Genomic DNA, 26,775 nt, shown 5'->3' on the forward strand with positions numbered 1-26,775 from the left:
TGAACAGGTGAAACGTCGACGGATTACTGCGCGTCAGGGCCGTAGATGTCGAAGTTGAAGTACTTGTCCTGGATCTTCTTGTACTCGCCATTGGCACGGATGCCGTCGATGGCGGTGTTGATCTTGTCCTTCAGGGCGTCGCCCTTGCGCACGGCGATACCGATACCGTCACCGAAGTACTTGGCGTCGGTGAAGGACGGGCCTACGAATGCATAGCCCTTGCCGGCGTCGGTCTTGAGGAAGCCGTCTTCGAGCAGGGTAGCATCGGCCACGGTGCCATCCAGACGACCGGCGGCAACGTCCAGGTAGATTTCGTTCTGGGTGCCGTAGGGAACGATGGTGGCGCCTTTGGGGGCCAGCACTTCCTTGGCGAAACGGTCGTGGATCGAGCCACGCTGAACGCCGATCTTCTTGCCCTTGAGTTCGTCCAGGCTGTCGCTGACGGTGGTACCGTCCTTCATCACCAGGCGGGCCGGCGTGAGGTAGTAGCGCTTGGTGAAGTCCACGGACTTCTTGCGATCATCGGTGATCGACATGGACGACAGGATGGCGTCGATCTTGCGCACCTTGAGCGCCGGGATCAGGCCGTCGAATTCCTGCTCGACCCAAACGCACTTGACTTTCATCTCTGCACACAGCGCGTTGCCGATGTCGTAGTCGAAGCCCACGATGCTGCCGTCCGGCGCCTTGGAAGCGAACGGTGGGTAGGCGGCCTCGATGCCGATCTTCAGTGGTTTTTCATCAGCCAGCGATGCCAGGGAAAACACGGACAGCGCCAGGGCGCCAAGCAGTGCGAGTTTCTTCATCTGGGAACTCCATCGGTAAAGGGCAATACGTGACAGGCCGATTGGCCGTCGACGTTGCGAATGGGTACAACGCGAGCTGCGCAGGGCTCGACGAAACAGGGTCGAGGCATCACGAGCGAGTGATTGGCATTTTAGCGACAGCTCCGAACCCGATATTTCTTCAATGCGACAACTAGTTACAGAAGCGCCGGAAGTCAGGGCCGGAGATATTGACAGCTTTCGCGGAATATGCAAAAGCGAGAGACAAATAACCTATCAATCAAGCAATAACCGCGCCCATTATTGGCAAAGCCTTGTAATCCGGCAAGTGCAGCGTGGCAGCCATGCAAAATTGGCGTGGTGGATGCGCCCGGATCGGGCGGCGGCGTTTCCCAATGCCCCGTTTGTGTGCGAAACCGGTGACAGAAAAGGTTACCGATGAAAGTCGGCGTAACAGGCATGAAAAAGCCCCGCAGTGCGGGGCTTTGTGCTGACAGCCAACCGGCCCTATCGCCGGAGGTCGCCCCCTACAAGGGCCGGCCTGCCGGCGATGACTCAGGCCGAAGCCAGGTTCATCGACTTGTGCGTGTCGATCAGGTGCTGCACCACACCCGGGTCGGCCAGCGTCGAGATGTCGCCCAGGCCGTCGTACTCGGCCGTGGCGATCTTGCGCAGGATACGGCGCATGATCTTGCCCGAGCGGGTTTTAGGCAGCCCTGGCGCCCACTGGATCACGTCTGGCGAGGCGATCGGCCCGATCTCCTTGCGCACCCAGTTCTTCAGCTCCAGACGCAATGCTTCGCTCGGCTCCTCGCCACCGTTGAGCGTGACGTAGACATAGATGCCCTGCCCCTTCAGATCATGCGGCACACCGACGACCGCCGCCTCGGCGACCTTCGGGTGCGCAACCATGGCGCTCTCGATCTCGGCGGTCCCCATGCGGTGGCCCGAGACGTTGAGTACGTCGTCGACCCGGCCGGTGATCCAGTAGTAGCCGTCTTCGTCGCGGCGCGCGCCGTCACCGGTGAAGTACATGCCGCGGAAGGTCTTGAAGTAGGTGTCGACGAAACGGTCGTGATCGCCGTACAGCGAACGCGACTGGCCCGGCCACGAATCGAGGATCACCAGGTTGCCCTCGGCGGCGCCGTCGATCAGGTTGCCCAGGTTGTCCACCAGCGCCGGCACCACGCCGAAGAACGGACGGGTGGCCGAGCCCGGCTTGAGCGCAGTGGCGCCCGGCAGCGGGCTGATCAGGATGCCGCCGGTCTCGGTCTGCCACCAGGTGTCGACGATCGGGCAACGCTCCTTGCCCACGGTGGTGTGGTACCAGTTCCAGGCCTCAGGGTTGATCGGCTCGCCCACCGAGCCCAGCAGGCGCAGGCTCGAACCGTCGGCATCCTTCATGGCCGCCTGACCTTCGGCCATCATCGCGCGAATGGCGGTGGGCGCGGTGTAGAGGATGTTGACCTTGTGCTTGTCGACGATCTTCGCCACACGGGTGATGTCCGGGTAGTTCGGCACGCCTTCGAACAGCAGGGTGGTGGCGCCGTTGGCCAGCGGGCCATAGACGATGTAGCTGTGACCGGTTACCCAGCCCACGTCGGCGGTGCACCAGTACACGTCACCAGGGCGATAGTCGAACACGCGCTCATGGGTCAGCGAGGCGTACACCAGGTAGCCGCCAGTGGTGTGCAGCACGCCCTTGGGCTTGCCGGTGGAGCCGGAGGTATAGAGGATGAACAGCGCTTCTTCGGCGCCCATCTCTTTCGGCGCGCAGTGGGCAGAAGCCACTTTCATCAGGTCTTCGTACCAGATGTCGCGGTGCTGGTGCCAGGCAATGTCGCCACCGGTGCGCTTGCACACGATGATCTTCTGCACGCTGGCGGTTTCCGGGTTGGTCAGCGCCAGGTCAACGTTGGCCTTGAGTGCGGTACGACGCCCGCCACGCAGCCCTTCGTCGGCGGTGATCACGACCTTGGACTTGCAGTCGATGATGCGCCCGGCCAGCGCCTCGGGCGAGAAGCCGCCGAACACCACCGAGTGGATCGCGCCGATACGCGCGCACGCCAGCATGGCGACCACGGCTTCGGGAATCATCGGCATGTAGATGGTCACCACATCGCCGCGGTGCACGTCCTGGCCACGCAGGGCGTTGGCGAACTTGCAGACCTGCTCGTGCAGTTCGCGATAGGTGATGTTGCGGTGCTCGGAAGGGTCGTCGCCCTCCCAGATGATCGCCAGCTGATCGCCACGCTCGGCCAGGTGACGGTCCAGGCAGTTGTAGGAAACGTTCAGAGTGCCGTCGGCAAACCACTTGATGTCGACATGGTGGTCGTCGAACGAGGTCTGCTTGACCTTGGTGAAGGGCTTGATCCACTCGAGGCGCTGAGCTTGCTCGCGCCAGAAGCCGTCAGGGTTGATCACCGACTGCTGGTACATGGCCTTGTAGGTCGCCTCGTCGGTCAGCGTGTTGGCCGCAACCTCGGGACGCACGGGATACAGGGGAGCCGCACTCATCTTTGTTACCTCGGTGTAATAGTTGTTTTTGTATGACCTCGTTTTAACTGTACCAGAGCGCCAAGGGCCATTCGACGTTGGTAGTAACGGGACCTGCATTTGGTCCAACACGGCGCGTCGACCGCTCTGGCACGGGCGTTCCAGCGCGGCAACAGATAGAAAAATAAATCCCGAGGTGAAATTTCAACTGATTGTTACAGTTTCCGCCAACAGTGTTTATCAAAACGGGCTCTGTTTCGGGACCCGCCACACTCCTAGAATTCACCTCGCCAGCAACGGCAACGCGAATTAACTGGTAACAGCCCCCACGAAGGCATGTTAATCCCGCGATAACCCTGAAAGTTTCAACTTGCTGCACACGCCGCGCCACAAGCGCAGCGTGACCCCTTACGACCTTAGACAGGTAACTTGAAGATGAAAGCTTTACTGGTATTGGCACTCGGTAGTTTTTGCGCATCGGCCATGGCGGCTGAAGTTGCAGATGTTTCCGCCGAGCAGATTCCGGTTGAACAATACAGTTACTCGCAACATCTGGACATCGCCAAAGTCATTTCCATGACCGAAGTCCCGAACGTCTGCGAAGTGGTTCCGGCCCGCATGACCTACGAGGACTCCCAAGGCCAGAAGCACATTCTCGAATACCGCGTCATGGGTAACGGGTGCTCCAACGGCTGATAGAGCACACTGACGGTAGTTGCGCCTCGGGCCTTGTGTCGACGAGGCGCACCCTCGCTGCAAACAGTAACTTCCCCGCCTTTCAAGTCACTCCACAACTTTGCCGATTGCGTAATCACGCAACTTGTTGGCAATGGTGGTATGCGAAACGCCCAGGCGTTTACCCAGTGCTCTGCTACTGGGGAATTCACCCTGCAAACTTTCAAGTACGGCTTTTTCGAAACGACCGACTATTTGCGACAAGTCACCTTCCAGGGAAAACTCGCCCAAAGGTTGGCGCGCGCCATAATCGGGCAGGCGAATATGCTCGGCCTTGACCACCCCGCCGTCGCACAATGAAACCGCCTGGAACAGTACGTTCTCCAGTTGCCGAACGTTGCCCGGCCAATGGTATTGGCTCAGGCGCTCCATCGCCGCCGGTGCCAGGCTCGGCAACGGGCAGCCAATCTGACGGCTGGCCTGGTCGAGAAAATGCTCCACCAGCGGCGCCAGGCCGTCCAGGCACTCGCGCAGCGGTGGAATGTGCAGCGACAGCACGTTGAGGCGGTGATACAGGTCCTGGCGAAACTCGCCGCGGGCGCACAACTCCGACAAGTCCACCTGGGTCGCGCAGATCACCCGCACATCCAGGTACACCTCCTCGTCACTGCCCACCCGGCGAAAGCAACCGTCCTGCAGAAAGCGCAACAGCTTCACCTGCAGGCGCGGGCTCATCTCACCCACGCCGTCGAGAAACAGCGTGCCGCCCGCGGTCAGTTCCAGCAGGCCAAGCTTGCCCTCGGCGCGGGCGCCTTCGAACGCCCCCGGCCCGTAGCCGAACAGCTCGGTCTCGGCCATCGACTCGGGCAGCCCGGCACAGTTGAGCGCCATCAGCGGCGCCTGCCCACGCGGACTGGCCAGGTGGCAGGCACGGGCCAGCAACTCCTTGCCGGTACCGGTCTCGCCCTCGATCAGCAGTGGCGCATCCAGCGGCGCCATGCGACGTGCCTCGCGCACCACCGCCGCCATCACCCTGGAGCTCTGGAAAATGCTGTCGAACCCACGCAGCTCCTGCTTGCGCACGTTGTAGATGCGTTCGCCGATGCGGTCAGCCCGGTGCAGGGTCAGCACGGCCCCTGCCAGCGCCTCGCTGTCATCGTGCTCGGACTGCAGCGGTGCGATATCGGCCAGGAACACATCGCCTTTGATCTTCACCCGCAAGCCGTTGATGCGTGACTTGTTGGCCCGCACCAACTCCGGCAGGTCGAAATCCTCGGCATACCGCGACAATGCAATGCCCGGCACTTCGTCCACCCGTACCCCGAGCAACTGCGCCGCCGAACGGTTGGCCGCGACGATCGAGCCCCCCATGTCGATCGACAGCACGGGAAAATCCAGCGCACCCAGCAAGGCATTGAGCTCCATGTGCCGGCGCTCGCTGGGCATCAGGCCCACGCGCTTGACCCCGAACACACCGGTAATGGCTTCGAACTTGGGGCGCAGCGCCTGGAACTGCAGGTTGATCAGGTTCGGGCAGTGCAGGTAGATGGCATTGCCATGCTCGCCCCCCACCTCGCCGCGGGCCACGTTGATCCCGTACTCGACCAGCAGGTTGAGCATGTCGCGCAAGATACCGATGCGGTTCTGGCAGTGCACTTTGATACGCATGAAAGGTCCTACAAACAAGAAGACGAGGCCAACTATCTGCACAACGGCATGAATTCTCGTAAAGAATACGTTACAAAAAGGCGAATTCACAGCTACCAGCACCTGCGTTTTCTCGGCACTTCGGCACCACCGTAAAATCTGCGTTACAAAAATACGGTTGAACCGCCCGCCGGGCACGAGGCAACGGGATGCAAACACCAGAGTGAGGGGGTATTCCTAGGGCATGGCGAAAGCCACCCTATAACAATAAAGGCCCTCATCAGGAGAGCAGCATGAAACAGACGCACTACGTGGCCCGCGAGCCCGATGCGCAGGGTTTTATCGATTACCCGCCGCAGGAACATGCGGTGTGGAATACCCTGATCACCCGCCAGCTGAAGGTGATCGAGGGGCGCGCGTGCCAGGAGTACCTGGACGGCATCGAACAACTGAACCTGCCTCATGACCGCATTCCGCAACTGAGCGAGATCAACCAGGTACTGGGCGCCACCACCGGCTGGCAAGTTGCCCGCGTGCCGGCCCTGATCCCCTTCCAGACCTTCTTCGAACTGCTGGCCAGCAAGCGCTTTCCGGTGGCCACCTTCATTCGCACCGAAGAAGAACTCGACTATCTGCAAGAGCCCGACATCTTTCACGAGATCTTCGGCCACTGCCCGCTGCTGACCAACCCCTGGTTTGCCGAATTCACCCACACCTACGGCAAACTCGGCCTGGCCGCGACCAAGGAACAGCGCGTCTACCTGGCCCGCCTGTACTGGATGACCATCGAGTTCGGCCTGGTGGACACCCCGCAGGGCCGCAGGATCTACGGCGGCGGCATCCTCTCCTCGCCCAAGGAAACCGTCTACAGCCTGTCCGACGAACCGGAACACCAGGCCTTCGATCCGCTCGAGGCCATGCGCACGCCGTATCGCATCGATATCCTGCAGCCGGTGTACTTCGCCCTGCCGCAGCTCAAGCGCTTGTTCGACCTGGCCCACGAAGACATCATGGGCATGGTTCAACGCGCCATGCAGCTGGGCCTGCACGCCCCCAAATTCCCCCCCAAGGTGGCCGCTTGAGCCACCCTGTACACCTATAACAACCACTTGCGGAAGAATCACCTATGAACGCCTTGAACCAAGCCCATTGCGAAGCCTGCCGTGCCGACGCCCCACAGGTCAGCGACGAAGAACTGCCGGTACTGATCAAGCAGATCCCGGATTGGAACATCGAAGTGCGCGACGGCATCATGCAGCTGGAAAAAGTGTTCCTGTTCAAGAATTTCAAACATGCCCTGGCGTTCACCAACGCAGTGGGCGAGATCTCCGAAGCCGAAGGCCATCACCCTGGCCTGCTGACCGAGTGGGGCAAGGTCACCGTGACCTGGTGGAGCCACTCGATCAAGGGCCTGCACCGCAACGACTTCATCATGGCCGCGCGCACCGATGAGGTCGCCAGCACCGCAGAAGGTCGCAAGTAATGCAATTCGGCGCCATCGCGCGCGTGCCGGGCGACCCGATTCTGGGGCTGATGGAGGCGTACGCCAGGGACACCAACCCCGACAGGTTCGACCTGGGGGTTGGCGTGTTCAAGGACGCCCAGGGCCTTACCCCGGTGCCCAAGGCGGTCAAGCTGGCCGAACAGCGCCTGCTCGACGGCCAGACCAGCAAGAGCTACGTAGGCGGTCACGGGGATGCAGCCTTCGGACAACTGATCGCGCAACTGGTACTCGGTGACGACGCGCCACTGCTCGCAGCCCGGCGCGCAGGCGCCACGCAAACCCCGGGCGGCACCGGCGCACTGCGACTGGCGGCGGAGTTCATCCGCCAGTGCCTGCCAGGGCGTGGCATCTGGCTGAGCGACCCGACCTGGCCGATCCACGAAACGCTGTTCGCCAGTGCCGGCCTGAAGGTCAGCCACTACCCCTATGTGGGCGCAGACAACCGCCTGAACGTGACCGGCATGCTCGCGGCACTGGAATCGGTGCCCACGGGCGACGTGGTGCTGCTGCACGCCTGCTGCCACAACCCCACCGGCTTCGACCTGTCGCAGCAGGACTGGCAGGCGGTGCTGGAAGTGGTCAAGCGCCGCGAACTGCTGCCGCTGATCGACTTCGCCTACCAGGGCTTCGGTGACGGGCTGGAGCAGGATGCCTGGGCCGTGAGGCTGTTTGCCCAGGCCCTGCCGGAGCTGCTGGTGACCAGTTCGTGCTCGAAGAACTTCGGCCTGTACCGCGAGCGCACCGGTGCGCTGCTGGTATGCGCCGACAGCGCCGAAAAGCTGCAGGATGTGCGCAGTCAGCTGGCATCGATTGCACGCAACCTGTGGTCGACGCCGCCAGACCATGGCGCGGCGGTGGTGGCGACGATTCTTGGCGATCCGGCGCTCAAGCGCCTGTGGGCCGACGAAGTCGACGCCATGCGCCAGCGCATCGCCATGCTGCGGGTCGGCCTGGTCGAGGCGCTGCAGCCCCATGGGCTGAGCGAGCGGTTCGCGCATATCGCCGCGCAACGCGGAATGTTCTCCTACACCGGCCTCTCACCGCAGCAAGTGACGCAACTGCGGGAGAAGCACAGTGTGTACATGGTCGGTACCGGGCGGGCGAACATCGCCGGGGCGGATGCGGCCAGGCTGCAGGTACTGGCGGCGGCCATCGCGGACGTCTGTCGCTGAAGCCTTCGTCGGCAAGGCCGGCTCCTACAGGGACGACGTCGATCCGTGTAGGCGCTGGCCGTGCCGGCGAAGCCGTTGAAGGCCACCAATCAGCAGGAAAATTCATACTGTCATCCAGACTCCTGTATCCTGCCCAGGCTTTATCGAAGCCAAGCGCGCCTTGCGCAGCCTTTCCACCTTATAAACTTGCGAGGAACGACGAGATGCATGAAATCCCGAATCTTCCCTTCCCAAGCCTGAACCAAGCCGAGCAGCCTGCTGCTCCTCTCAGCGCCGAACCTGCCCACGTGGCAGATTCCGATGGCGACGAAACCCCGAGCGCCGAACAGGAATAAACCGCGCACTACCCGGCGTGTGAAAACCACTACGACAGGGGACGACCCCGGCAACGGGTTTTCACACCGCCAAGAACCCTCCCCGCGCTCCACAGGTCTATGATAGGCACTCCAGCCCGTCACCTCCCGGACCTTCCATGCCTGTCACACCGCGCCCCCTGGCGGCCACCCTGCAAGTCGTCTCCATCGTGCTGTTCACCTTCATCGGCTACCTCAACATCGGCATTCCCCTGGCCGTGCTGCCCGGCTTCGTGCACGACACCCTGGGGTTCGGCGCCGTGGTCGCCGGCCTGGTGATCAGCGTGCAATACCTCGCCACCCTGCTCAGCCGCCCCTATGCCAGCCGCCTCATCGACAATCAGGGCTGCAAGCGTGCGGTGATGTACGGCCTGGCCGGCTGCGGCCTGAGCGGCGTGTTCATGTTGCTGGCCGCCTGGCTGCAGGCCACGCCCTGGATGAGCCTGACCAGCCTGCTGGTGGGGCGCCTGGTGCTGGGCAGCGCCGAAAGCCTGGTGGGTTCGGGCGCCATCGGCTGGGGCATCGGGCGGGTGGGCGCGCAGCACACCGCCAAGGTGATCTCCTGGAACGGCATCGCCAGCTACGGCGCGCTGGCCATCGGCGCACCGCTGGGGGTGGTGCTGGTACAGCAACTGGGGCTGTGGAGCATGGGCGTGAGCATCCTGCTGCTGTGCGCGGCAGGCCTGGCGCTGGCCTGGCCCAAGCAGGCGGCGCCGATCGTCAGTGGCGTGCGCATGCCGTTTCTGCATGTGCTGGGGCGGGTGTTCGGGCATGGCTCGGGGCTGGCGCTGGGCTCGATCGGCTTTGGCACCATCGCCACCTTCATTACCCTGTACTACGCCAGCCAGTCCTGGCACAACGCCGCCTTGTGCCTGAGCCTGTTCGGCGCCAGCTTCATCAGCGCACGCCTGCTGTTCGGCAACCTGATCAACCGTCTGGGCGGCTACCGTGTCGCCATTGCCTGCCTGAGCGTGGAGACGATCGGCCTGTTGCTGCTGTGGCTGGCCCCCAGCGCCGAACTGGCACTGGCCGGTGCGGCACTGAGCGGCTTCGGCTTTTCGCTGGTATTCCCGGCGCTGGGGGTAGAGGCGGTCAATCTGGTGCCGGCGGCCAACCGCGGTGCCGCGGTGGGGGCCTACTCACTGTTCATCGACCTGTCGCTGGGTATCACTGGCCCACTGGCGGGGGCTGTGGCGGCAGGTTTCGGCTTTGCCTCGATCTTTCTGTTTGCGGCAATCGCCGCCTTGTGCGGCCTGCTGCTCAGCCTTTACCTGTACCGCCAGGCACGACTGAACCCGGTACGCCACACGCTTCAGTAGTCGATCTTGCCGCGCCCGGCCTTGATCGCCCCGCGCTTGCTCTTTGACTCCAGGCGACGGGTCTTGGAGCCCAGGGTCGGGCGCGTAGGCCGCCGCGCCTTCTCGACCTTCACCGCCGCCAGAATCAGTTCGCGCAAGCGCTCCAGGGCGTCGGCCCGGTTCTGCTCCTGGGTACGGTATTGCTGGGCCTTGAGCACGATCACCCCGTCGCTGGTGATCCGGCTGTCACGCAGGCCCAGCAACCGTTCCTTGTGAAACGGCGGCAGTGACGAGGCATTGATGTCAAAGCGCAGGTGCACGGCGCTGGAGACCTTGTTGACGTTCTGCCCACCGGCGCCCTGGGCGCGAATGGCGTTCAATTCGATCTCGTCATCGGGAATGTGCACGGCGTTGGAAATGATCAGCATGGGCCTGGCTTTGCGCGAATTGGCCTTCAGGATACCCGCCCTGGTGCACAAAACCAAAAAGCCCGGCACAAGGCCGGGCTTTCATTGCAGCATCCTGCGCTTACTTGAGGGCGGCGCTCGGCACTGCAGGGGCGCCGTTGGCGCTGCGCTTGCTCTTGAGCCAGTAGAAGCCCCACATCACCACCAGCCATACCGGAATCGCGTACACCGATACACGGATGCCCGGCATCAGCAGCATGATGCCCAGGATGAACACCACGAACGCCAGGCAGAGGTAGTTGCCGTAGGGGTAGATCAGCGCGCGGAACAGCGACTTCTGACCGGTACGGTCCATGTGCTGGCGGAACTTGAGGTGCGAGTAGCTGATCATCGCCCAGTTGATCACCAGGGTCGCCACCACCAGCGACATCAGCAGCTCCAGGGCGCTGTGCGGCATCAGGTAGTTGAGCAGCACCGCCACCACGGTAACGGCTGCCGACGCCAGAATCGAGCGTACCGGCACGCCACGCTTGTCGATCTTGGCCAGGCTGGCCGGCGCATCACCCTGCTCGGCCATGCCGTAGAGCATGCGCGCGTTGCAGTAGGTGCCGCTGTTGTACACCGACAGCGCCGCGGTCAGCACCACGAAGTTGAGGATATGCGCTGCGGTGTTGCTGCCCAGCAGCGAGAACACCTGCACGAACGGGCTGGCGCTGTAGGCATCGCCCGAGCTGGTCAGGCTGCTGACCAGGCTGTCCCACGGGGTCAGCGACAGCAGTACCACCAGGGCACCGATGTAGAAGATCAGGATGCGGTAGATGACCTGGTTGATCGCCTTGGGGATCACGGTCTTCGGCTTGTCGGCCTCGGCTGCGGTGAACCCGAGCATTTCCAGGCCGCCGAAGGAGAACATGATGATCGCCATGGCCATCACCAGGCCGCCGACGCCGTGCGGGAAGAAACCGCCGTGGGCCCACAGGTTGGTGACAGAGGCTTCAGGGCCGCCGCTGCCACTGACCAGCAGGTAGCTGCCCAGGCCGATCATGCCGACGATGGCCAGCACCTTGATGATCGCGAACCAGAACTCCGCCTCGCCGAACACCTTCACGTTGGCCAGGTTGATCGCGTTGATGAGGATGAAGAATGCGGCTGCCGAGGCCCAGGTGGGGATCTCCGGCCACCAGTAGTGGACATACTTGCCGACCGCGGTCAGCTCCGACATCCCCACCAGGATGTACAGCACCCAGCAGTTCCAGCCCGACAGGAAGCCGGCGAAACCGCCCCAGTACTTGTGGGCGAAGTGGGCGAAGGAGCCGGCCACCGGCTCTTCGACGATCATCTCGCCCAGCTGGCGCATGATCAGGAAGGCAATGAAGCCGCAGATCGCATAGCCCAGGATCATCGACGGGCCGGCCGATTGCATCACCCCGGCCGACCCCAGGAACAGGCCGGTGCCGATAGCGCCACCGAGGGCGATCAGCTGGATGTGGCGGTTTTTCAGGCCACGCTTGAGCTCACCTGAATGCGAGTTTTGTCCACTCATGAACGGAGTCACCTGTTTGTTTTTATCTGTGACGGAATCGGACCCACCGCGCTCGTGGCGCAGCGGAATTAACAAGGTGGTATACCTTGAGGAGTCTTGGACCAGAGCCTTCGGTACGGGCGGCAGCCCGAGGCGAATCAGCCCGGAGTCAGCAAGGTTGCGCGGTACGCAGTTGGGTCACAGTTAAAACGCGGCGCATTGTATACCCTTGCTTTGGCGCAGGGGTCAACACGTTGCGTGACTGTCGGATGACAAGACGCAGCGGTCCGGCGGGGGTTCTGAAGCCTGGGGGAGTGTACGGCGTGCATGGCGCCTCCATTTTTTGTTATGGCTTGCCCAGCTCTGCGGCGGGGCTTTTGCACTTGGCAATGGCGGCTATCACACCGTGGTTGCGGGGGTTGGGCAAGAGGTTGACGTGGACGGAAGGTGAGCGTCGCCGACGTTTTCGGCAAGGTTTGTTTACAGCCTGAAGGATGGGCGGGCTTGCCCAATCAGTACGCCACAAGTCGTAACGAATTATTTACGACGCGGTTCAAAAAGTTTCCACCGGTTGCCTTGAAGTGTCTGCGCCGGCCCTTCGCCGGCAACGCCGACTCCTACACTGCGAGTGCAATGCCTGTAGGAGCCGGCCTTGCCGGCGAAGGGCACGTGAAAACACCACAGGCACAAAAAAGCCAACCCGAAGGTTGGCTTGTGTGAGCGCTTACTCAGCCCGCGGCGGCTTGCCACGGCTGCTGCCCGGCCGCTTGGGTGCGGAGCCGGCCGGCTTGCGCTTGTTCATGTCGCTCGGACGCTCGGCCACGGTGCTGCGGCCCTTGCGTGGCGAGTCGTCACGCGGCTGGCGCGCTGCGCGCTCGGTGGTCGCGCCACCTTCCTTGGCCGGGCGCAGGGTGCGCACGCGCTCGCCACGGCCCACTGGCTTGGACGACTTGCGCTGCATGCGCTCGAGCTTGTCCTTGACCTTGGCCTTCATCGCTGGCATCGCCACCGGCTTGAGCCCCACTTCGGCAGCCAGGATGTCCACTTCGCCCTGGCTCATTTCGCGCCAGCGGCCCATCGGCAGGTCGCTGTTGAGGAACACCGGGCCAAAGCGCACACGCTTCAGGCGGCTGACCACCAGGCCCTGGGATTCCCACAGGCGGCGCACCTCACGGTTGCGGCCTTCCATCACCACGCAGTGGTACCAGTGGTTGAAACCTTCACCGCCCGGGGCTTCCTGGATGTCGGTGAAACGCGCCGGACCGTCTTCGAGCACCACGCCCGCCTTCAGGCGCGCGATCATGTCTTCGTCCACTTCGCCGCGTACACGCACTGCGTATTCACGGTCCATTTCGGACGACGGGTGCATCAGGCGGTTGGCCAGCTCACCATCGGTGGTGAACATCAGCAGGCCGGTGGTGTTGATGTCCAGGCGACCGACGTTGATCCAGCGGCCCTCTTTCGGGCGCGGCAGGCGATCGAACACGGTCGGGCGACCTTCCGGGTCGTCACGGGTGCAGATCTCGCCGTCGGGCTTGTTGTACATGATGACGCGGCGCACGGTCTCTGCGGCTTCTTCACGCTTGATCAGGCGGCCGTCGACCGAAATCGCGTCGTGCATGTCGACGCGCTGGCCAAGGGTGGCGTCCACGCCATTGACCTTGATGCGACCCTGGCTGATCCAGGCCTCGACGTCGCGGCGCGAACCCACGCCAATGCGCGCGAGTACCTTTTGCAGTTTTTCGCCGGCTGGACGCGGCGGGCTATCGTGCAGATCCTGTTCACTCATCTGGGCACCTCCCGGTGTAGTGCTGCTGAAAATCATTGAATTGGCCAAACAAGCGCCAAAAAAGGTCGCGAATCATACGCCGAACCGACGACAAACGCACCACAGACTAGCCGATATTGCACCCCAGGACGCTGTTTTCCGCTCGAAGGCCGCTCAGCCCTGCGGCGAACCGGGCGCTGCCTGGCCCTCATCGGGTTCATCGGCCTCCTCGAGCAGGTCGTCGAAGTCGGTCTTGAGCCCCTGCTCCATCGAGTCCAGCTCCAGCAACAGGCTGTGAAAGCTGGTCTCCTCGACCGGTGCTTCGGGCTCGGCGCTCTCGTCGGCCAGGGCCTGCAGGTGGGCTGGCACCGGTGCGTCATCCACTTCCAGCAATGGCTCGGGCTCCATCTCGCGCAACTCGGCCAGCGAGGGCAGCTCGTCGAGGTTCTTCAGGTTGAAGTGGTCGAGAAAGGCCTTGGTGGTGGCGAACATCGCCGGTTTGCCGGGCACTTCGCGGTAGCCCACGATGCGCACCCACTCGCGCTCGAGCAGGGTCTTGATGATATTGGTGTTCACCGCCACGCCCCGCACATCCTCGATCTCGCCACGGGTGATCGGCTGGCGATAGGCGATCAGCGCAATGGTTTCGAGCAACGCACGCGAATAGCGCTGCGGCCGTTCTTCCCACAGCCGCCCGACCCAGGGCACGTAGTCCTCGCGGATCTGCAGGCGGTAGCCCGAGGCCACTTCCTTGAGCTCGAACGCGCGCCCGGCACAGGACTTGCGCAGCACCTCGAGGGCCTTCTTGAACACGCCGGGCTCAGGGCGCTCGGCCTCTTCGAACAGCTCGTACAGGCGCTCCAGCGATTGCGCCTTGCCAGAGGCGAGCAGGAAGGCTTCCAGCAGCGGCGCCAGGTCACGGGGGTCGGTCAGGTTCATTAGGGTGCTCGTGTACGGTTATTCGGCCCGGGCGCGGACATGGATGGGAGCGAAGGGCTCATTCTGCACCAGTTCGACGAGAGATTCCTTGACCAGTTCGAGGATGGCCATGAAGGTCACCACCACCCCCAGCTTGCCCTCCTCGGCCGTGAACAGCTCGACGAAGGGCACGAAGCCGCCGCCCTTGAGGCGCTCGAGCACATCGCTCATGCGCTCGCGGGTCGACAGCGCCTCGCGGCTGACCTGGTGGCTCTCGAACATGTCGCCGCGGCGCAGCACCTCGGCCATCGACATCAGCACCTCTTCCAGCGCAACGTCGGGCAACAGCTTGCGCGCCTTGGCCTGGGGTGCCTCCAGGCGCGGTACGATCACCTCGCGGCCAACCCGGCTCAGGCCGTCGATGCCTTCGGCGGCGGCCTTGAAACGTTCGTACTCCTGCAGCCGGCGAATCAGTTCGGCACGCGGATCGTCCTCTTCCTGCTCCACTTCGGCAGAGCGCGGCAGCAGCATGCGCGACTTGATCTCGGCCAGCATCGCGGCCATCACCAGGTACTCGGCGGCCAGTTCCAGGCGTACGGTCTTCATCAGCTCGACATAGCCCATGTACTGGCGCGTGATCTCCGCCACCGGGATGTCGAGAATATCCACGTTCTGCTTGCGAATCAGGTACAGCAGCAGGTCGAGCGGGCCCTCGAAGGCTTCGAGGAACACTTCCAGCGCATCGGGCGGGATGTACAGGTCCACCGGCATCTCGGTCATGGCTTCGCCATACACCATCACCAGTGGCAGCTCCTGCTGGGCGCCGGCCTGTGGGTCCAGGGCCGGCTCGACCGCAGCGACCTGGTTCACGCTTCGGCCATGAAGGGCGCCGGGTCGCCGCAGCCTTCACGCACCAGCACCGCCTCCTCCCCGGTCAGGTCGATGATGGTGGAGGCCTTGAGGTCGCCGTAACCGCCGTCGATGATCAGGTCGACCTGTTTTTCCAGGCGCTGACGGATCTCGTACGGGTCGGTCATGGGTTCGTCGTCGCCTGGCAGGATCAGGCTGACGCTCATCAACGGCTCGCCCAGCTCTTCGAGCAAGGCCAGAAGAATGGGGTTTTGCGGCACGCGCAGGCCGATGGTGCGGCGCTTCTCGTGCAACAGCAGGCGCGGTACTTCGCGGGTGCCATTGAGGATGAAGGTATAGGGCCCCGGCACATGCGCCTTGAGCAGGCGGAACGTGGCGGTGTCGATCTTGGCGAACAGGCCCATCTGCGACAGGTCGCAGCAGATCAGCGTGAAGTTGTGGCTCTTGTCCAGCCCGCGCAAGCGGCGCACGCGCTCCACGGCAGACTTGTCGCCGATCTGGCAACCCATGGCGTAGGACGAATCGGTAGGGTAGACCACCACCCCACCCTTGCGGATGATCTCGACGGCCTGCTTGATCAGGCGCGGTTGCGGGTTTTCCGCATGAATCTGGAAAAATTGACTCACGTTTTCTACCTGTTCAGACGGGTGCAGTGGGCTGCTCATGTTTGAATCGACGCCACAGGGGTGGCAGGTCCTCCGGCAACGGCCGGTAGACACCGATCTCAGACCAGGCGCCCGGGCCATGGAAATCGCTGCCGGCGCTGGCCAGCAGACCGAACTCACGGGCCAGGATCGACATCGTGCCCACCTGTTCGGCGGGCATCATCCCGTTCACCACTTCCAGCGCCTGGCCACCTGCTTGAATATAGTCGGCAATCAGGCGTCGACGCTTGCTGCGGGTTAATTCGTAGTGCATCGGGTGGGCAAGGCTGACCCATGCGTGGGACTGGCGCAGGGTCTGCACGGTGTCTTCCAGGCTTGGCCAGTGCAGCTTCACATCCCCCAGCTTGCCGGCGCCCAGCCACTTGCGAAAGGCTTCGCCGCGGTCCTTGACGTGGCCGGCACGCACCAGGTACTCGGCAAAGTGCGGACGGGCCGGCGCATTGCCGCTGTCGCCCAGCTCCTGCTGGATGGCACGGGCGCCGTCCAGCGCGCCGGGCATGCCCTTGAGCGCCAGCCGCCGGTCGATTTCCTCGGAGCGCAGCCAGCGTCCACGGTGCAGCGACTCGACGGCGCGCTGCAGCGGTTCGGCATCGAGCGGGAAGTTGTAGCCCAGGATGTGAATCGTCGCCCCGCCCCAGGTGCAGGACAGCTCGACCCCGCTGACCCACTGCATGTCCAGCGCCTGGGTGGCAGCCTGGGCTTCGAGCTGGCCTTCGAGGGTGTCGTGGTCGGTCAGCGAAAGCATCCGCACGCCGTGTTCGTGGGCGCGAGCGACCAGCGCCGTGGGCGACAGGGCGCCATCGGAAGCGGTGCTGTGGCAGTGCAGATCAACATTCATAGGTGGCGCATACGCTCTCATTGATGTTTGTTATTATGCCGTCACATCCTGCTTCTGGCTGCCACTGTGAAACAATTCATCGATTTCATCCCGTTGTTCCTGTTTTTCATCGTCTACAAGCTCGACCCGCGCACGGTCGACGTTGCCGGCCAGTCGTTCGAGCTGGGCGGCATCTACAGCGCCACGGCGGTGCTGATCATCAGTTCGCTGGTGGTGTATGGCGCATTGCTGATCCGCCAGCGCAAGCTGGAGAAGGGCCAGTGGCTGACCCTGGTGGCATGCCTGGTATTTGGCGGCCTGACCCTGGCCTTCCACAGCGAGACCTTCCTCAAGTGGAAGGCCCCGGCGGTGAACTGGCTGTTCGCCACCGCTTTTGCGGGCAGTCACTTCATTGGTGACCGTGTATTGATCAAGCGCATCATGGGCCATGCGCTGACCTTGCCCGAGCCGGTGTGGACGCGCCTGAACCTGGCGTGGATCGCGTTCTTCCTGTTCTGCGGCGCGGCCAACCTGTTCGTTGCCTTCACCTTCCAGGACATCTGGGTGGACTTCAAGGTATTCGGCAGCCTGGGTATGACCGTACTGTTCCTGGTGGGCCAGGGTGTCTACCTGTCCCGTCACCTGCACGACAGCGACCCTACTACCCCCAAGACCGAGGACTGACATGCTCTACGCCATCATCGCCACAGACGTTGCCGATTCGCTGCAAGCCCGCCTGGCTGCACGCCCGGCGCACCTTGAGCGCCTGCAGCAGCTCAAGGCCGAAGGCCGCATCGTACTGGCCGGCCCGCACCCGGCGATCGACAGCAACGACCCTGGCGCGGCCGGGTTCAGTGGCAGCCTGATCGTCGCCGAGTTCGACTCGCTCGAGGCTGCCAAGGCCTGGGCAGATGCGGATCCTTACATTGCGGCGGGTGTATATGCCGAGGTGCTGGTGAAGCCGTTCAAGCAGGTCCTGCCGTAACCTGATCGGCGCGACGAGCCCGTCGTCGCGCCGGTTCGCCTCACCTTCTGCGCACCCTCGCACATACTCCCTGCCCCCCTTCCTGGCTTTGCCCACTACAGCGGGTCTGTAGTGCTACGCCTTAAAATCCACTCGAATGTTCATCATTCTCGTCCACCTGCCGACAACCTACGCAACACCCGATTGGAATCAAGGAGTTCCGATGCGTCAAGGTCCGTTGTCCATGCTGCTGTGCCTGTTGCTGCTGACCCCGCTCGCCAAGGCCGCCGAAGCCTCCGCCAGCACCCCTTTGTCGTTGAGTGCGGGTAGCCAGATCTCCGAGCTGCAGCAACGTCTCAAGGAAAGTGAGCGCCAGCACGAAGCGCTCAAGCAGCAGCTGAAAAATGCCGAGAACGAACGCGAAAGTGCCCAGCTGACCCGCCTGCGCCAGGAGAACCAACGCCTGAAGCAGCAGCTCGAGCAACCCCAGGCCAACCCGCTGCCCAAGCTGCTCACCGATCAGCAGCAATGGTTCGTGATTGGCGCCGGAGTTGCCCTGTTGGCCGTGCTCTGCGGTATCTTTGCCAGTGGCAGCCACAGACGGCGCCGGCAATGGTTGAATTGAGTGAGACATGAGCGAGCTGCTACTGATTGATGATGACCAGGAACTGTGCGAGCTGCTGAGCAGCTGGCTGACCCAGGAAGGCTTTCAGGTGCGTGCCTGCCATGATGGCCAGAGCGCCCGCAAGGCCCTGGCCGAGCACGCCCCGGCAGCGGTGGTGCTGGATGTGATGCTGCCCGACGGCAGCGGCCTGGAACTGCTCAAGCAATTGCGCAGCGACCACGCCGAACTGCCAGTGCTGATGCTGTCTGCTCGCGGCGAGCCGCTGGACCGTATCCTGGGCCTGGAACTGGGCGCCGACGACTACCTGGCCAAGCCCTGCGACCCCCGCGAGCTCACCGCGCGGCTGCGCGCCGTGCTGCGCCGCAGCCACCCGGCCGCCACACCCACCCAGATGGAAGTGGGCGACCTGCGCTTCAGCCCCGCCCGTGGCGTGGTCGACATCGACGAACGCGAGCTGACCCTGACCCTTTCCGAAAGCCGCATTCTCGAAGCCCTGCTGGGCCAGCCGGGTGAGCCGCTGGACAAACAGGAGCTGGCGCAGCTCGCCCTGGGCCGCAAGCTGACCCTGTACGACCGTAGCCTGGACATGCACGTCAGCAACCTGCGCAAGAAGATCGGCCCGCATCCCGATGGCAGGCCGCGCATCGTCGCCCTGCGCAGCCGCGGCTATTACTACAGCCTGTAGGCGCCAGCCTTGCTGGCAAAGGGGCGCACGCCAACGCCCCACCGTGTAAACACCCTCGCCCACCGTCTTTACCCAAGCTTTACCCTTGCCTGACCGCCGCTGACCTTGATCTCCCTAGACTGGGCACATCCGGTAACGACCGGCCTCAACAAGGAGAGTCACCATGCGCAAGACCCTTATCGCCCTGATGTTCGCTGCCGCCCTGCCAACCGTAGCCATGGCCATGCCCGATGGCGGCCCCCGTCACGGCGCCGAGCACCAACGCGGTGGAGCGCCTTTCGCCCAGCTGGACCTGACCCGCGAGCAGCGCCAGCAGATCCGTCAACTGATGGGCGAGCAGATGAAGAGCCGCCACGAAATCACCCAGCGCTACCTGGCCAAGCTGCCGGCAGCCGACCAGAAGGCACTCAAGGACGAACTCAAGGCAAGCCACGACAAGGTCGACACCCAGATCCGCGGCATGCTCAAGCCAGAGCAGCAGAAGCAGTTCGATGAAATGAAGAAGAAGCAGGCAGAGCGCAAGGCCGAGTGGGCCGAGTTCAAAGCCTGGAAAGCTGAAAAAGCCAGCAAGGCCCAGTAAGCTGTCCACACCCCGCCCGACCTGCCCCCGCAGGTCGGGCTTCTTTCGTTTGAGGTAATGCCCTTGCGTTCACTGTTCTGGCGCATCCTGGCCAGCTTCTGGCTGGCCATCACCCTGGTTGCCGGGCTGTCGATCCTGCTCGGCCACATGCTCAATCAGGACGCCTGGATCCTCAGCCGCCACCCGGGGCTCAATACCCTGGCCATGAACTGGTCGGCGCGCTACGAACAGCAAGGGCCCGAGGCCGCGCAGCGTTATCTGGAGCTGCGCAAGCGACGCTACAACATCGACGTGCAGGTGCTCAACGAAAGCGGCGAGGCGGTGGTGCCAGGCACGTTCCCGCGCCGCGCAGCAGCCTTCGAGGCGCGCCGGCACAACGGCGAGCCGCTGCCCTGGCGACGCCTCACCGAGGAGTACACCAGCCCCGGCACGGGCGACACCTACCTGCTGATCTACCGCATCCCTCACCCCGAACTCGACGCCTGGCACCGCGACAGCCTGCTGTGGCCGCTGAGTGCATTGGGCATTGCCCTGGTGGTACTGACCCTGTTCAGCCTGCTGGTAACCCTGTCGATCACCCGCCCCCTCAGTCGCCTGCGTGGCGCGGTACATGACCTGGGGCAGACCACCTACCAGCAGAACAGCCTGGCACGCCTGGCCAACCGGCGCGACGAGTTCGGTGTGCTGGCCAATGACTTCAACCGCATGGGCGCACGCCTGCAGAGCCTGATTGCCAGCCAGCGCCAACTGCTGCGTGACGTGTCCCATGAACTGCGCTCACCGCTGGCACGCCTGCGGATCGCCCTGGCCCTGGCCGAGCGGGCAGAGCCTGCACAGCAGCAGGCCTACTGGCCGCGCCTGACCCGCGAGTGCGACCGCCTCGAGGCTTTGATCAGTGAAATCCTAGTGTTGGCGCGGGTGGATGCCGAAAGCGCCAGCGCAGAACCGGTCGACCTCAATGCGCTGCTGGCCAGCGTGCGCAAGGATGCTCAGCTCGCAGCGCCGGAACAGGACATCCAGCTGCACGACACGCCTGGGCTGAGCCTGCAGGGCTGGCCGACACTGATCGAACGTGCGCTGGACAACCTGCTGCGCAATGCCGTGCGCTTCAATCCGCCGGGGCAACCGATCGAGATGAGTGCACAGCGTGAAGGCGAGCGTATCGTGCTGACGGTGCGCGACCACGGGCCGGGGGTGGCCGACGAGCACCTGGCGCAGTTGGGCGAGCCGTTTTTCCGCGCTCCGGGGCAGACCACGGCCGGGCATGGCCTGGGCCTGGCGATCGCGCGCAAGGCGGCGGAACGTCATGGTGGCAGCCTGGTGCTGGGCAACCATGCGCAGGGCGGGTTCGTGGCGACGCTGGAGTTGCCGGTGGCGGGGCCGGCTAGCGCCTGAATAAAGACGGGTGGTGGCTTCTTCGCTGGCAAGTCAGCCCCTACAGGCATGTCACCGTCCTCCAGGGCAAGTGCGCACCTGTGGGAGCTGGCTTTGCCAGCGAAAGGGCCATCTGATGCCTGTACAGCTTAGCGGGGCTGCTCCCAGGCGCTGACAAACGCCTCGACAGACACCACTGGCGCCGTACGCGGCGGGTTAAGCGGCGTGCCCACATACAGGAAGCCGATCAGCTCTTCGGTATCCGCCAACCCGAGGCCCTTGGCCACCTGCGGGCTGTAGGACAGCTCGCCGGTTCGCCACACCGCGCCGATCCCCTGGGCATATGCCGCCAGCAGAATGGCATGCGCCGCACACGCGGCCGCCAGCCGCTGCTCGGACTTGGGCACCTTGAAGTGATCCTGCACGTTCGCGATCACCACAATCAGCAACGGCGCCCGCAGCGGCATGGCATGGGCCTTTTCCAGCGCTGCCTCGGTGGTTTCGCCCTGCGCCTGCACCGCCTCGGCCAGCAGCGCCCCCAATTGTTCGCGGGCCGCGCCTTCGATGGTCAGGAACCGCCAGGGCCGCAATTGGCCATGGTCCGGCGCACGCGAGGCCGCCCGAAACAGCAACTCGCGCTGCGCAGCATCAGGTGCCGGCTCTACCAGGCGAGGAACGGAAACACGGTTGAGCAATGCGTCGAGAGCCTCCATCGGCTACCCCCTGTCGAGAAATGTGCGGCTATTCTACCGTTTACTTAAAGAGGCCCATAGGTAGAATGGCGCCCCTCCGTTTCAACCCAGAGCAGATCACATGGCGTTGCCGACCTTAAGGATCATCGGTTTCATTATCGGCATCTTCCTGATTACCCTGGCGATCAGCATGACCGTGCCCATGGCCACCCTGGTCATCTACGAGCGCACCGGCGACCTGCCGTCGTTTCTGTGGGCCAGCCTGATCACCTTCATTGCCGGCCTGGCCCTGGTCATACCCGGGCGCCCCGAGCACGTGCACCTGCGCCCGCGCGACATGTACCTGCTCACCGTGAGCAGCTGGCTGGTGGTGTGCATCTTCGCCGCCCTGCCGTTCCTGCTGACCCAGCACATCAGCTACACCGATGCCTTCTTCGAGAGCATGTCGGGCATCACCGCCACCGGCGCCACCGTGCTCAGTGGCCTGGACAGCATGTCGCCGGGCATCCTGATATGGCGCTCGCTGCTGCACTGGCTGGGCGGCATCGGCTTCATCGGCATGGCGGTTGCGATCCTGCCGCTGCTGCGCATCGGCGGCATGCGCCTGTTCCAGACCGAGTCCTCGGACCGCTCCGAAAAGGTCATGCCCCGCTCGCACATGGTCGCCAAGTCGATCGTGGCGGTGTACGTGGGCATCACCACCATCGGCGGGCTGGGGTTCTGGCTGGCCGGCATGAGCCCGTTCGATGCCATCAACCACGCCATGTCGGCGATTTCCACCGGCGGTTTCTCCACCTCCGACCAGTCGCTGGCCAAGTGGGACCAGCCGGCCGTGCACTGGGTGGCGGTGGTGGTGATGATCCTGGGCAGTGTGCCGTTCACCCTCTACGTGGCCACGATGCGTGGCAACCGCAAGGCACTGATCAAGGACCAGCAGGTACAGGGCCTGCTCGGCCTGCTGGTGGCCACCTGGGTGGTGCTGGGTACCTGGTACTGGGCCACCACCAGCCTGCCGTGGTTCGATGCCTTGCGCCACGTGGCGCTGAACGTGACCTCGGTGGTCACCACCACCGGCTTCGCCCTGGGCGACTACAGCCTGTGGGGCAACTTTTCGCTGATGCTGTTCTTCTACCTGGGTTTCATCGGCGGCTGTTCGGGCTCGACCGCGGGCGGGATCAAGATCTTCCGCTTCCAGGTAGCCTACATTCTGCTCAAGGCCAGCCTAAATCAGCTGATTCACCCGCGTGCGGTGATCAAGCAGAAATACAACGGTCACCGCCTCGACGAAGAGATCGTGCGGTCGATCCTGACCTTCTCGTTCTTCTTCGCCATCACCATCTGCATCATCGCGCTGCTGCTTTCGTTGCTGGGCGTGGACTGGATGACTGCCCTGACCGGCGCGGCCAGCACCGTATCCGGCGTGGGCCCGGGCCTGGGCGAAACCATCGGCCCGGCGGGCAACTTCGCCACCCTGCCCGACGCCGCCAAGTGGATCCTGGCCGGCGGCATGCTGCTGGGCCGCCTGGAGATCATTACGGTGCTGGTTCTGTGCATGCCGGCGTTCTGGCGACACTGACGCCCTGGGCCGACGCCTCGGGGCCGGCACTGCGCGCCAGCTCCATACGGGTGCGGTATTCCCCGGGGGTGAGGTCGAACCAGCGCCGGAAGGCCCGGAAGAAGTTGCTCGGGTCGGCAAAACCCAGCAGGTAGGCAGCCTCCAGCAATGTCATGTTCGGCTGCGCAAGGTACTGCTCGGCAAGTTCGCGACGGGTATCGTCGAGCAGGGTCTGAAAGCTGGTGCCCTCCTCCTGCAGGCGCCGCTGCAGCGTGCGCTGCGACAGGTGCAGAGCCTGGGCGACCATTTCGCGCTTGGGTTCGCCCTGGGGCAGCATGCGGCACAGCACCTGACGTGCACGGTGGGTCACCCGGCTTTCGGAAAAACGCGCCAGGTACTCGCCGGCAAAACGGTCGTGCAGAATTGCCATGGCCTCGTTGGCCGTGGGCAACGGCGCCTCCATGTCGGCGCGCTCGAACACCAGCGCATCGTGGGGCGCGCCAAACACCAGCGGGGCACGAAACGCCTGCTTGTAGGGTTCTATATCCTGAGGCTGCGGGCCTTGTACCAGCACGCGGCGCAGTTGGATGGTGCGCCCGCTCAACCAGCAGCACAGCGCCAGGGCGCAGGCCAGCGAGGCCTCGGCACTGTGCCGGGTGGGCGGCAGGTGATCGCCATGCACGGTCAGCACCAGCGAGTAGCCTTCCGGCCCCAGGCGAAAGCTCAGGTCGGAACTCTCCGCGATAATGCGCTGGTAACGCACCAGGCGCTCGAACCCCTCGGCCAGGGTGCGGCTGGACATCAAGGCATAGCCGACCACGTGAAACGATGCCGGGCGCACCACCCGCGCCATGTTCAGGCCGATGGCACGGTTGCCCGACAACTCTTCGGCCAGTTGCCACAAGCGGGTCATGGAGTCCTGGGTGAAACGTGCGTCGGGGTCGTCCAGCGCGGCGAAGTCCAGGCCGAGCTGCTTGAACAGCGCAGGGCAATCGAGCCCTTCGAATTCAAGTGCCTTGACGATCCCCGAGGCCCAGCTTGCTGACGTGGTTCTTTCGCTCATGGCTGGCTTCTTTTGGGTAAGACCGCTCCTGCGGTGAACGCAAAGGATACTAAAGTGGCGCTTATTGTCACTGACTGATACTGCGACACAATTCTAGACTCGGTTCAGGCTCCACGCCGTGCATGTTTCGCCACCTTAGACCGATACGGGAGCGACGCAGTGAACAGCCCCCCACGCTTCAACAGCTTTGCCGAGTTCTATCCGTATTATCTGGGTGAGCATAGCAATCCTGTCTGCCGCCGCCTGCACTTCGTCGGCACCAGCCTGGTGATCGCCCTGCTGGCCTACGCCCTGGCCAGTGCCAACGGCTGGCTGCTGCTGGCGGTCCCGGTGGCCGGCTACGGCTTTGCCTGGGCAGGCCACTTCTTTTTCGAGAAGAACCGCCCCGCCACCTTCACCTACCCCTTCTACAGCCTGCTGGGCGATTTTGTCCTGTACCGCGACATGCTGCGCGGCAAGGTGCAGTTCTGACCATCGCCCGCCCCCTGCGCGTGGCCTAGAGGCTGGGCTCACCCACCGCCCGGGCCTGGCGCAGGGCCTCCCGGGCCTGGGCGTCGGCCAGGCGGTACAGCTCGATCGTACCGTCCCAGTGCTCGATCAAGGCAGTGCACGACTCCACCCAGTCGCCGCAATTGAGGTAGTCCACCTCTCCCACCTTGCGGATTTCGGCGTGGTGGATGTGCCCGCACACCACCCCGTGAAACCCTCGCTTGACGCATTCGCGTGCAATCGCCTCCTCGAAGTCGCTGATAAAGCTTACCGCAGTCTTGACCTTGTGCTTGAGGTAGGCCGACAGCGACCAGTAGCCATAGCCATACCGCGCGCGCCAGTGGTTGAGCCAGCGGTTGAGGGTGAGGGTCAGTTCATAGGCCCAGTCACCCAGGAAGGCCAGCCAGCGGTGATAGCGGGTAATCACGTCGAACTGGTCGCCATGGATCACCAGTAGCCGCCTGCCGTCGACGGTGAGGTGCTCGGCCTGGTCCACCAGCTGGATATTGCCCAGCACCAGCTTGGAGTAGCGACGCAGGAACTCGTCGTGGTTGCCGGTCACATAGATCACCTCGGTGCCGCGCTTGCTCATGGTCAGCAGGCGCCGGATCACGTTGGTATGGGCCTGGGGCCAGTACATGCCACCCCGCAGCTTCCAGCCGTCGATGATGTCGCCCACCAGGTAGATGCGATCGGCCTGGTAGCCCTTGAGAAACTGCGACAGATGCTCGGCCTGGCAGTCGCGGGTGCCAAGGTGCACGTCCGAGATCCACAGCGTGCGCACGCGCTGCTTGCGCGAAGGTTTGCCAAGCTCGGCATGGGTCATGGGCAGGCTCCGGGAGAGTTTGTGCGAGCTTGCCTGTGGGCAGTGAATCGACCATGACCGTTGTGCGGCAGTCCTGTGACAGGACGTCGGGGCATGTACACTGCGTGGCCTGTACTCCCGATCCAAGGCAACCGCCCGCCATGACCCCTCGTACCGCCCTGGGCGCCCTGCATGCAGGCGCACTGTTGTTCGGCCTGACCGGCGTGCTCGGCAAGCTGGCCAGTGCCGGCCCGTCGGTCATCGTATTCGGCCGTGCGGCCTTCGCCGTGCTGGCCCTGGCCATCTTCGTCGGCGTTGCCCGACAACACTGGCACCCCCTGAAGGCGCGGGACTGGCGCGGGCTGACATTGGCCGGGATGTTGCTGGCCGGCCATTGGGTCAGCTTCTTCGTCGCGGTCAAGGTGGCCGGCGTGGCCATCGCGACCCTGGGCTTTGCCAGCTTCCCGGCGTTCACGGTCATTCTGGAAGGGCTGTTGTTCCGTGAGCGCATCCGTCGCAACGAAGCCTTGCTGGTACTGCTGGTGAGCATCGGCCTGGTGTTGGTGACGCCCGATTTCGACCTCGCCAGCCAGGCCACCAGCGGGCTGCTGTGGGCGTTGTTCTCCGGGTTGCTGTTCGCCCTGCTGTCACTGCTGAACCGTGCAGGCTCGCGGCACATTCCGGCGGTACAGGCGGCGCTGTGCCAGAACGCCGTGGTGGCACTGTGTCTGCTGCCGGTGGCGGGCCCGCTGCTGCCTTCGGTGAGCGCGCTGGACTGGCTGTGGCTGGGGCTGCTGGGGGTGTTCTGCACCGGCGTGGCACACAGCCTGTTCGTGGCCAGCCTGGCGGTGATCAAGGCCCGTACCGCCGCCGTGGTGTTTGCCATGGAGCCGGTCTACGGCATCGCCATGGCCTGGGTGATCTTCGCAGAGCAGCCCACCTTGCGCATGCTGATGGGCGGGGTGCTGATCATTCTGGCCATCGTGATTTCAAGCCGTCTGGCCGCCGGCGCACCACACACCGCACCCGCCACCTCCGGCGGCTGA

General features: G+C 63.8%; 29 protein-coding genes. 16 read left to right on the forward strand and 13 right to left on the reverse strand.

Annotation, left to right across the window (positions count from 1 at the left end):
* Positions 1-23 precede the first annotated feature (23 nt).
* Together ACPRTJ_RS02475 and acs are read right to left on the reverse strand one after the other, a co-directional pair.
* A complete protein-coding gene (locus ACPRTJ_RS02475; protein ID WP_043860283.1) occupies positions 24-806 on the reverse strand; it encodes an ABC transporter substrate-binding protein in 783 nt (260 codons plus the stop codon).
* 534 nt (positions 807-1,340) lie between these two features.
* On the reverse strand, positions 1,341-3,302 hold the full coding sequence (gene acs / locus ACPRTJ_RS02480) for an acetate--CoA ligase (RefSeq protein WP_043860282.1): 1,962 nt from the start codon (positions 3,300-3,302) through the stop codon (positions 1,341-1,343).
* A 414-nt stretch (positions 3,303-3,716) separates the two neighbouring features.
* Between acs and ACPRTJ_RS02485 the strand changes: the two genes are divergently transcribed.
* On the forward strand, positions 3,717-3,977 hold the full coding sequence (locus ACPRTJ_RS02485; RefSeq protein ID WP_043860281.1) for a DUF2790 domain-containing protein: 261 nt from the start codon (positions 3,717-3,719) through the stop codon (positions 3,975-3,977).
* 87 nt (positions 3,978-4,064) lie between these two features.
* On the opposite strand, the gene ACPRTJ_RS02490 is transcribed toward ACPRTJ_RS02485, so the two are convergent.
* Complete coding sequence (locus tag ACPRTJ_RS02490) at positions 4,065-5,624, reverse strand: sigma-54-dependent phenylalanine hydroxylase transcriptional regulator PhhR (protein ID WP_043860280.1); 1,560 nt, start codon at positions 5,622-5,624, stop codon at positions 4,065-4,067.
* A gap of 272 nt (positions 5,625-5,896) precedes the next feature.
* On the opposite strand from ACPRTJ_RS02490, the gene phhA reads away from it, so the two are divergent.
* The 5 genes from phhA to ACPRTJ_RS02515 all read left to right on the forward strand — a co-directional run bounded on the left by phhA (position 5,897) and on the right by ACPRTJ_RS02515 (position 9,951).
* Positions 5,897-6,685, forward strand: coding sequence for a phenylalanine 4-monooxygenase (phhA, locus tag ACPRTJ_RS02495; protein WP_043860279.1), 789 nt, complete (start codon positions 5,897-5,899; stop codon positions 6,683-6,685).
* Between the two features lie 44 nt (positions 6,686-6,729).
* The gene (locus ACPRTJ_RS02500) at positions 6,730-7,086 is read left to right on the forward strand and encodes a 4a-hydroxytetrahydrobiopterin dehydratase (RefSeq protein WP_036994257.1); all 357 of its coding nucleotides are present in this window, start codon (positions 6,730-6,732) and stop codon (positions 7,084-7,086) included.
* Complete coding sequence (locus ACPRTJ_RS02505; protein ID WP_415378425.1) at positions 7,086-8,279, forward strand: amino acid aminotransferase; 1,194 nt, start codon at positions 7,086-7,088, stop codon at positions 8,277-8,279. Before ACPRTJ_RS02500 ends, ACPRTJ_RS02505 begins: the two co-directional genes overlap by 1 nt.
* Before the next feature lie 203 nt (positions 8,280-8,482).
* Positions 8,483-8,614 (forward strand): hypothetical protein, encoded by a 132-nt coding sequence (locus ACPRTJ_RS02510; RefSeq protein WP_255002693.1) that lies wholly within the window; start codon positions 8,483-8,485, stop codon positions 8,612-8,614.
* A gap of 137 nt (positions 8,615-8,751) precedes the next feature.
* Entirely contained in the window at positions 8,752-9,951 is a 1,200-nt protein-coding gene (locus tag ACPRTJ_RS02515) for an MFS transporter (protein WP_426427963.1), read from the forward strand.
* On the opposite strand, the gene arfB is transcribed toward ACPRTJ_RS02515, so the two are convergent.
* Together arfB and ACPRTJ_RS02525 are read right to left on the reverse strand one after the other, a co-directional pair.
* Positions 9,945-10,358, reverse strand: coding sequence for an alternative ribosome rescue aminoacyl-tRNA hydrolase ArfB (arfB, locus tag ACPRTJ_RS02520; protein WP_043864296.1), 414 nt, complete (start codon positions 10,356-10,358; stop codon positions 9,945-9,947). The genes ACPRTJ_RS02515 and arfB overlap by 7 nt on opposite strands.
* Before the next feature lie 100 nt (positions 10,359-10,458).
* Positions 10,459-11,880, reverse strand: a complete 1,422-nt coding sequence (locus ACPRTJ_RS02525) for an amino acid permease (RefSeq protein ID WP_043864106.1) — start codon at positions 11,878-11,880, stop codon at positions 10,459-10,461.
* A gap of 426 nt (positions 11,881-12,306) precedes the next feature.
* On the opposite strand from ACPRTJ_RS02525, the gene ACPRTJ_RS02530 reads away from it, so the two are divergent.
* On the forward strand, positions 12,307-12,579 hold the full coding sequence (locus tag ACPRTJ_RS02530; protein ID WP_282362074.1) for a hypothetical protein: 273 nt from the start codon (positions 12,307-12,309) through the stop codon (positions 12,577-12,579).
* A gap of 4 nt (positions 12,580-12,583) precedes the next feature.
* Here ACPRTJ_RS02530 and rluB read toward each other — a convergent pair whose 3' ends face one another.
* From rluB to ACPRTJ_RS02555, 5 genes are all read right to left on the reverse strand, one after another.
* Positions 12,584-13,648 (reverse strand): 23S rRNA pseudouridine(2605) synthase RluB, encoded by a 1,065-nt coding sequence (gene rluB / locus ACPRTJ_RS02535; protein WP_054916588.1) that lies wholly within the window; start codon positions 13,646-13,648, stop codon positions 12,584-12,586.
* A 153-nt stretch (positions 13,649-13,801) separates the two neighbouring features.
* Complete coding sequence (gene scpB, locus ACPRTJ_RS02540) at positions 13,802-14,566, reverse strand: SMC-Scp complex subunit ScpB (protein ID WP_426427966.1); 765 nt, start codon at positions 14,564-14,566, stop codon at positions 13,802-13,804.
* 18 nt (positions 14,567-14,584) lie between these two features.
* On the reverse strand, positions 14,585-15,283 hold the full coding sequence (locus tag ACPRTJ_RS02545) for a segregation and condensation protein A (RefSeq protein ID WP_162484885.1): 699 nt from the start codon (positions 15,281-15,283) through the stop codon (positions 14,585-14,587).
* Positions 15,284-15,411: 128 nt separating this feature from the next.
* Positions 15,412-16,041 (reverse strand): L-threonylcarbamoyladenylate synthase, encoded by a 630-nt coding sequence (locus ACPRTJ_RS02550; protein WP_043864297.1) that lies wholly within the window; start codon positions 16,039-16,041, stop codon positions 15,412-15,414.
* A gap of 13 nt (positions 16,042-16,054) precedes the next feature.
* Entirely contained in the window at positions 16,055-16,918 is an 864-nt protein-coding gene (locus ACPRTJ_RS02555; protein ID WP_043864110.1) for a PHP domain-containing protein, read from the reverse strand.
* Positions 16,919-16,984: 66 nt separating this feature from the next.
* On the opposite strand from ACPRTJ_RS02555, the gene ACPRTJ_RS02560 reads away from it, so the two are divergent.
* The 6 genes from ACPRTJ_RS02560 to ACPRTJ_RS02585 all read left to right on the forward strand — a co-directional run bounded on the left by ACPRTJ_RS02560 (position 16,985) and on the right by ACPRTJ_RS02585 (position 21,146).
* Positions 16,985-17,581: a septation protein A gene (locus tag ACPRTJ_RS02560; protein ID WP_043864111.1), complete on the forward strand. Its 597-nt coding sequence runs from the start codon at positions 16,985-16,987 to the stop codon at positions 17,579-17,581.
* Between the two features lies 1 nt (position 17,582).
* On the forward strand, positions 17,583-17,882 hold the full coding sequence (locus ACPRTJ_RS02565; protein WP_043864112.1) for a YciI family protein: 300 nt from the start codon (positions 17,583-17,585) through the stop codon (positions 17,880-17,882).
* Between the two features lie 202 nt (positions 17,883-18,084).
* A complete protein-coding gene (locus tag ACPRTJ_RS02570; RefSeq protein WP_426427969.1) occupies positions 18,085-18,486 on the forward strand; it encodes a translation initiation factor 2 in 402 nt (133 codons plus the stop codon).
* 7 nt (positions 18,487-18,493) lie between these two features.
* Entirely contained in the window at positions 18,494-19,171 is a 678-nt protein-coding gene (locus ACPRTJ_RS02575; RefSeq protein WP_043864114.1) for a response regulator transcription factor, read from the forward strand.
* 163 nt (positions 19,172-19,334) lie between these two features.
* Positions 19,335-19,751 carry a Spy/CpxP family protein refolding chaperone gene (locus tag ACPRTJ_RS02580; protein WP_043864115.1) on the forward strand — a complete coding sequence of 139 codons (417 nt, stop codon included), beginning with the start codon at positions 19,335-19,337 and terminating at the stop codon, positions 19,749-19,751.
* A 57-nt stretch (positions 19,752-19,808) separates the two neighbouring features.
* Positions 19,809-21,146 carry a sensor histidine kinase gene (locus ACPRTJ_RS02585; RefSeq protein ID WP_043864116.1) on the forward strand — a complete coding sequence of 446 codons (1,338 nt, stop codon included), beginning with the start codon at positions 19,809-19,811 and terminating at the stop codon, positions 21,144-21,146.
* Between the two features lie 128 nt (positions 21,147-21,274).
* Here ACPRTJ_RS02585 and ACPRTJ_RS02590 read toward each other — a convergent pair whose 3' ends face one another.
* Positions 21,275-21,838 carry a nitroreductase family protein gene (locus tag ACPRTJ_RS02590; protein WP_426427972.1) on the reverse strand — a complete coding sequence of 188 codons (564 nt, stop codon included), beginning with the start codon at positions 21,836-21,838 and terminating at the stop codon, positions 21,275-21,277.
* A 100-nt stretch (positions 21,839-21,938) separates the two neighbouring features.
* Here ACPRTJ_RS02590 and ACPRTJ_RS02595 point away from each other — a divergent pair, with 100 nt between their 5' ends.
* A complete protein-coding gene (locus ACPRTJ_RS02595) occupies positions 21,939-23,393 on the forward strand; it encodes a TrkH family potassium uptake protein (RefSeq protein ID WP_043864118.1) in 1,455 nt (484 codons plus the stop codon).
* On the opposite strand, the gene ACPRTJ_RS02600 is transcribed toward ACPRTJ_RS02595, so the two are convergent.
* Complete coding sequence (locus ACPRTJ_RS02600; protein ID WP_088514518.1) at positions 23,350-24,435, reverse strand: AraC family transcriptional regulator; 1,086 nt, start codon at positions 24,433-24,435, stop codon at positions 23,350-23,352. The two genes, ACPRTJ_RS02595 and ACPRTJ_RS02600, sit on opposite strands and share 44 nt — an antisense overlap.
* Positions 24,436-24,594: 159 nt before the next feature.
* Between ACPRTJ_RS02600 and ACPRTJ_RS02605 the strand changes: the two genes are divergently transcribed.
* Complete coding sequence (locus ACPRTJ_RS02605) at positions 24,595-24,906, forward strand: DUF962 domain-containing protein (protein ID WP_043864120.1); 312 nt, start codon at positions 24,595-24,597, stop codon at positions 24,904-24,906.
* Between the two features lie 25 nt (positions 24,907-24,931).
* Here ACPRTJ_RS02605 and ACPRTJ_RS02610 read toward each other — a convergent pair whose 3' ends face one another.
* Positions 24,932-25,750, reverse strand: a complete 819-nt coding sequence (locus ACPRTJ_RS02610; protein WP_054916590.1) for a UDP-2,3-diacylglucosamine diphosphatase — start codon at positions 25,748-25,750, stop codon at positions 24,932-24,934.
* Between the two features lie 140 nt (positions 25,751-25,890).
* Between ACPRTJ_RS02610 and ACPRTJ_RS02615 the strand changes: the two genes are divergently transcribed.
* On the forward strand, positions 25,891-26,775 hold the full coding sequence (locus tag ACPRTJ_RS02615) for a DMT family transporter (RefSeq protein WP_078481770.1): 885 nt from the start codon (positions 25,891-25,893) through the stop codon (positions 26,773-26,775).

Origin of the sequence: Pseudomonas palmensis (assembly GCF_049942755.1) — a bacterium.
Taxonomy (GTDB): Bacteria; Pseudomonadota; Gammaproteobacteria; order Pseudomonadales; family Pseudomonadaceae; genus Aquipseudomonas; species Aquipseudomonas palmensis.

Excerpts from the sequence above, each read along its gene's own strand:
- ACPRTJ_RS02475 (WP_043860283.1), bottom strand. The coding sequence starts at position 806 with ATGAAGAAACTCGCACTGCTTGGCGCCCTGGCGCTGTCCGTGTTTTCC.
- acs (WP_043860282.1), bottom strand. The coding sequence starts at position 3,302 with ATGAGTGCGGCTCCCCTGTATCCCGTGCGTCCCGAGGTTGCGGCCAAC.
- ACPRTJ_RS02485 (WP_043860281.1), top strand. The coding sequence starts at position 3,717 with ATGAAAGCTTTACTGGTATTGGCACTCGGTAGTTTTTGCGCATCGGCC.
- ACPRTJ_RS02490 (WP_043860280.1), bottom strand. The coding sequence starts at position 5,624 with ATGCGTATCAAAGTGCACTGCCAGAACCGCATCGGTATCTTGCGCGAC.
- phhA (WP_043860279.1), top strand. The coding sequence starts at position 5,897 with ATGAAACAGACGCACTACGTGGCCCGCGAGCCCGATGCGCAGGGTTTT.
- ACPRTJ_RS02500 (WP_036994257.1), top strand. The coding sequence starts at position 6,730 with ATGAACGCCTTGAACCAAGCCCATTGCGAAGCCTGCCGTGCCGACGCC.
- ACPRTJ_RS02505 (WP_415378425.1), top strand. The coding sequence starts at position 7,086 with ATGCAATTCGGCGCCATCGCGCGCGTGCCGGGCGACCCGATTCTGGGG.
- ACPRTJ_RS02510 (WP_255002693.1), top strand. The coding sequence starts at position 8,483 with ATGCATGAAATCCCGAATCTTCCCTTCCCAAGCCTGAACCAAGCCGAG.
- ACPRTJ_RS02515 (WP_426427963.1), top strand. The coding sequence starts at position 8,752 with ATGCCTGTCACACCGCGCCCCCTGGCGGCCACCCTGCAAGTCGTCTCC.
- arfB (WP_043864296.1), bottom strand. The coding sequence starts at position 10,358 with ATGCTGATCATTTCCAACGCCGTGCACATTCCCGATGACGAGATCGAA.
- ACPRTJ_RS02525 (WP_043864106.1), bottom strand. The coding sequence starts at position 11,880 with ATGAGTGGACAAAACTCGCATTCAGGTGAGCTCAAGCGTGGCCTGAAA.
- rluB (WP_054916588.1), bottom strand. The coding sequence starts at position 13,648 with ATGAGTGAACAGGATCTGCACGATAGCCCGCCGCGTCCAGCCGGCGAA.
- scpB (WP_426427966.1), bottom strand. The coding sequence starts at position 14,566 with ATGAACCTGACCGACCCCCGTGACCTGGCGCCGCTGCTGGAAGCCTTC.
- ACPRTJ_RS02555 (WP_043864110.1), bottom strand. The coding sequence starts at position 16,918 with ATGAATGTTGATCTGCACTGCCACAGCACCGCTTCCGATGGCGCCCTG.
- ACPRTJ_RS02565 (WP_043864112.1), top strand. The coding sequence starts at position 17,583 with ATGCTCTACGCCATCATCGCCACAGACGTTGCCGATTCGCTGCAAGCC.
- ACPRTJ_RS02570 (WP_426427969.1), top strand. The coding sequence starts at position 18,085 with ATGCGTCAAGGTCCGTTGTCCATGCTGCTGTGCCTGTTGCTGCTGACC.
- ACPRTJ_RS02575 (WP_043864114.1), top strand. The coding sequence starts at position 18,494 with ATGAGCGAGCTGCTACTGATTGATGATGACCAGGAACTGTGCGAGCTG.
- ACPRTJ_RS02580 (WP_043864115.1), top strand. The coding sequence starts at position 19,335 with ATGCGCAAGACCCTTATCGCCCTGATGTTCGCTGCCGCCCTGCCAACC.
- ACPRTJ_RS02585 (WP_043864116.1), top strand. The coding sequence starts at position 19,809 with ATGCCCTTGCGTTCACTGTTCTGGCGCATCCTGGCCAGCTTCTGGCTG.
- ACPRTJ_RS02590 (WP_426427972.1), bottom strand. The coding sequence starts at position 21,838 with ATGGAGGCTCTCGACGCATTGCTCAACCGTGTTTCCGTTCCTCGCCTG.
- ACPRTJ_RS02595 (WP_043864118.1), top strand. The coding sequence starts at position 21,939 with ATGGCGTTGCCGACCTTAAGGATCATCGGTTTCATTATCGGCATCTTC.
- ACPRTJ_RS02600 (WP_088514518.1), bottom strand. The coding sequence starts at position 24,435 with ATGAGCGAAAGAACCACGTCAGCAAGCTGGGCCTCGGGGATCGTCAAG.
- ACPRTJ_RS02610 (WP_054916590.1), bottom strand. The coding sequence starts at position 25,750 with ATGACCCATGCCGAGCTTGGCAAACCTTCGCGCAAGCAGCGCGTGCGC.
- ACPRTJ_RS02615 (WP_078481770.1), top strand. The coding sequence starts at position 25,891 with ATGACCCCTCGTACCGCCCTGGGCGCCCTGCATGCAGGCGCACTGTTG.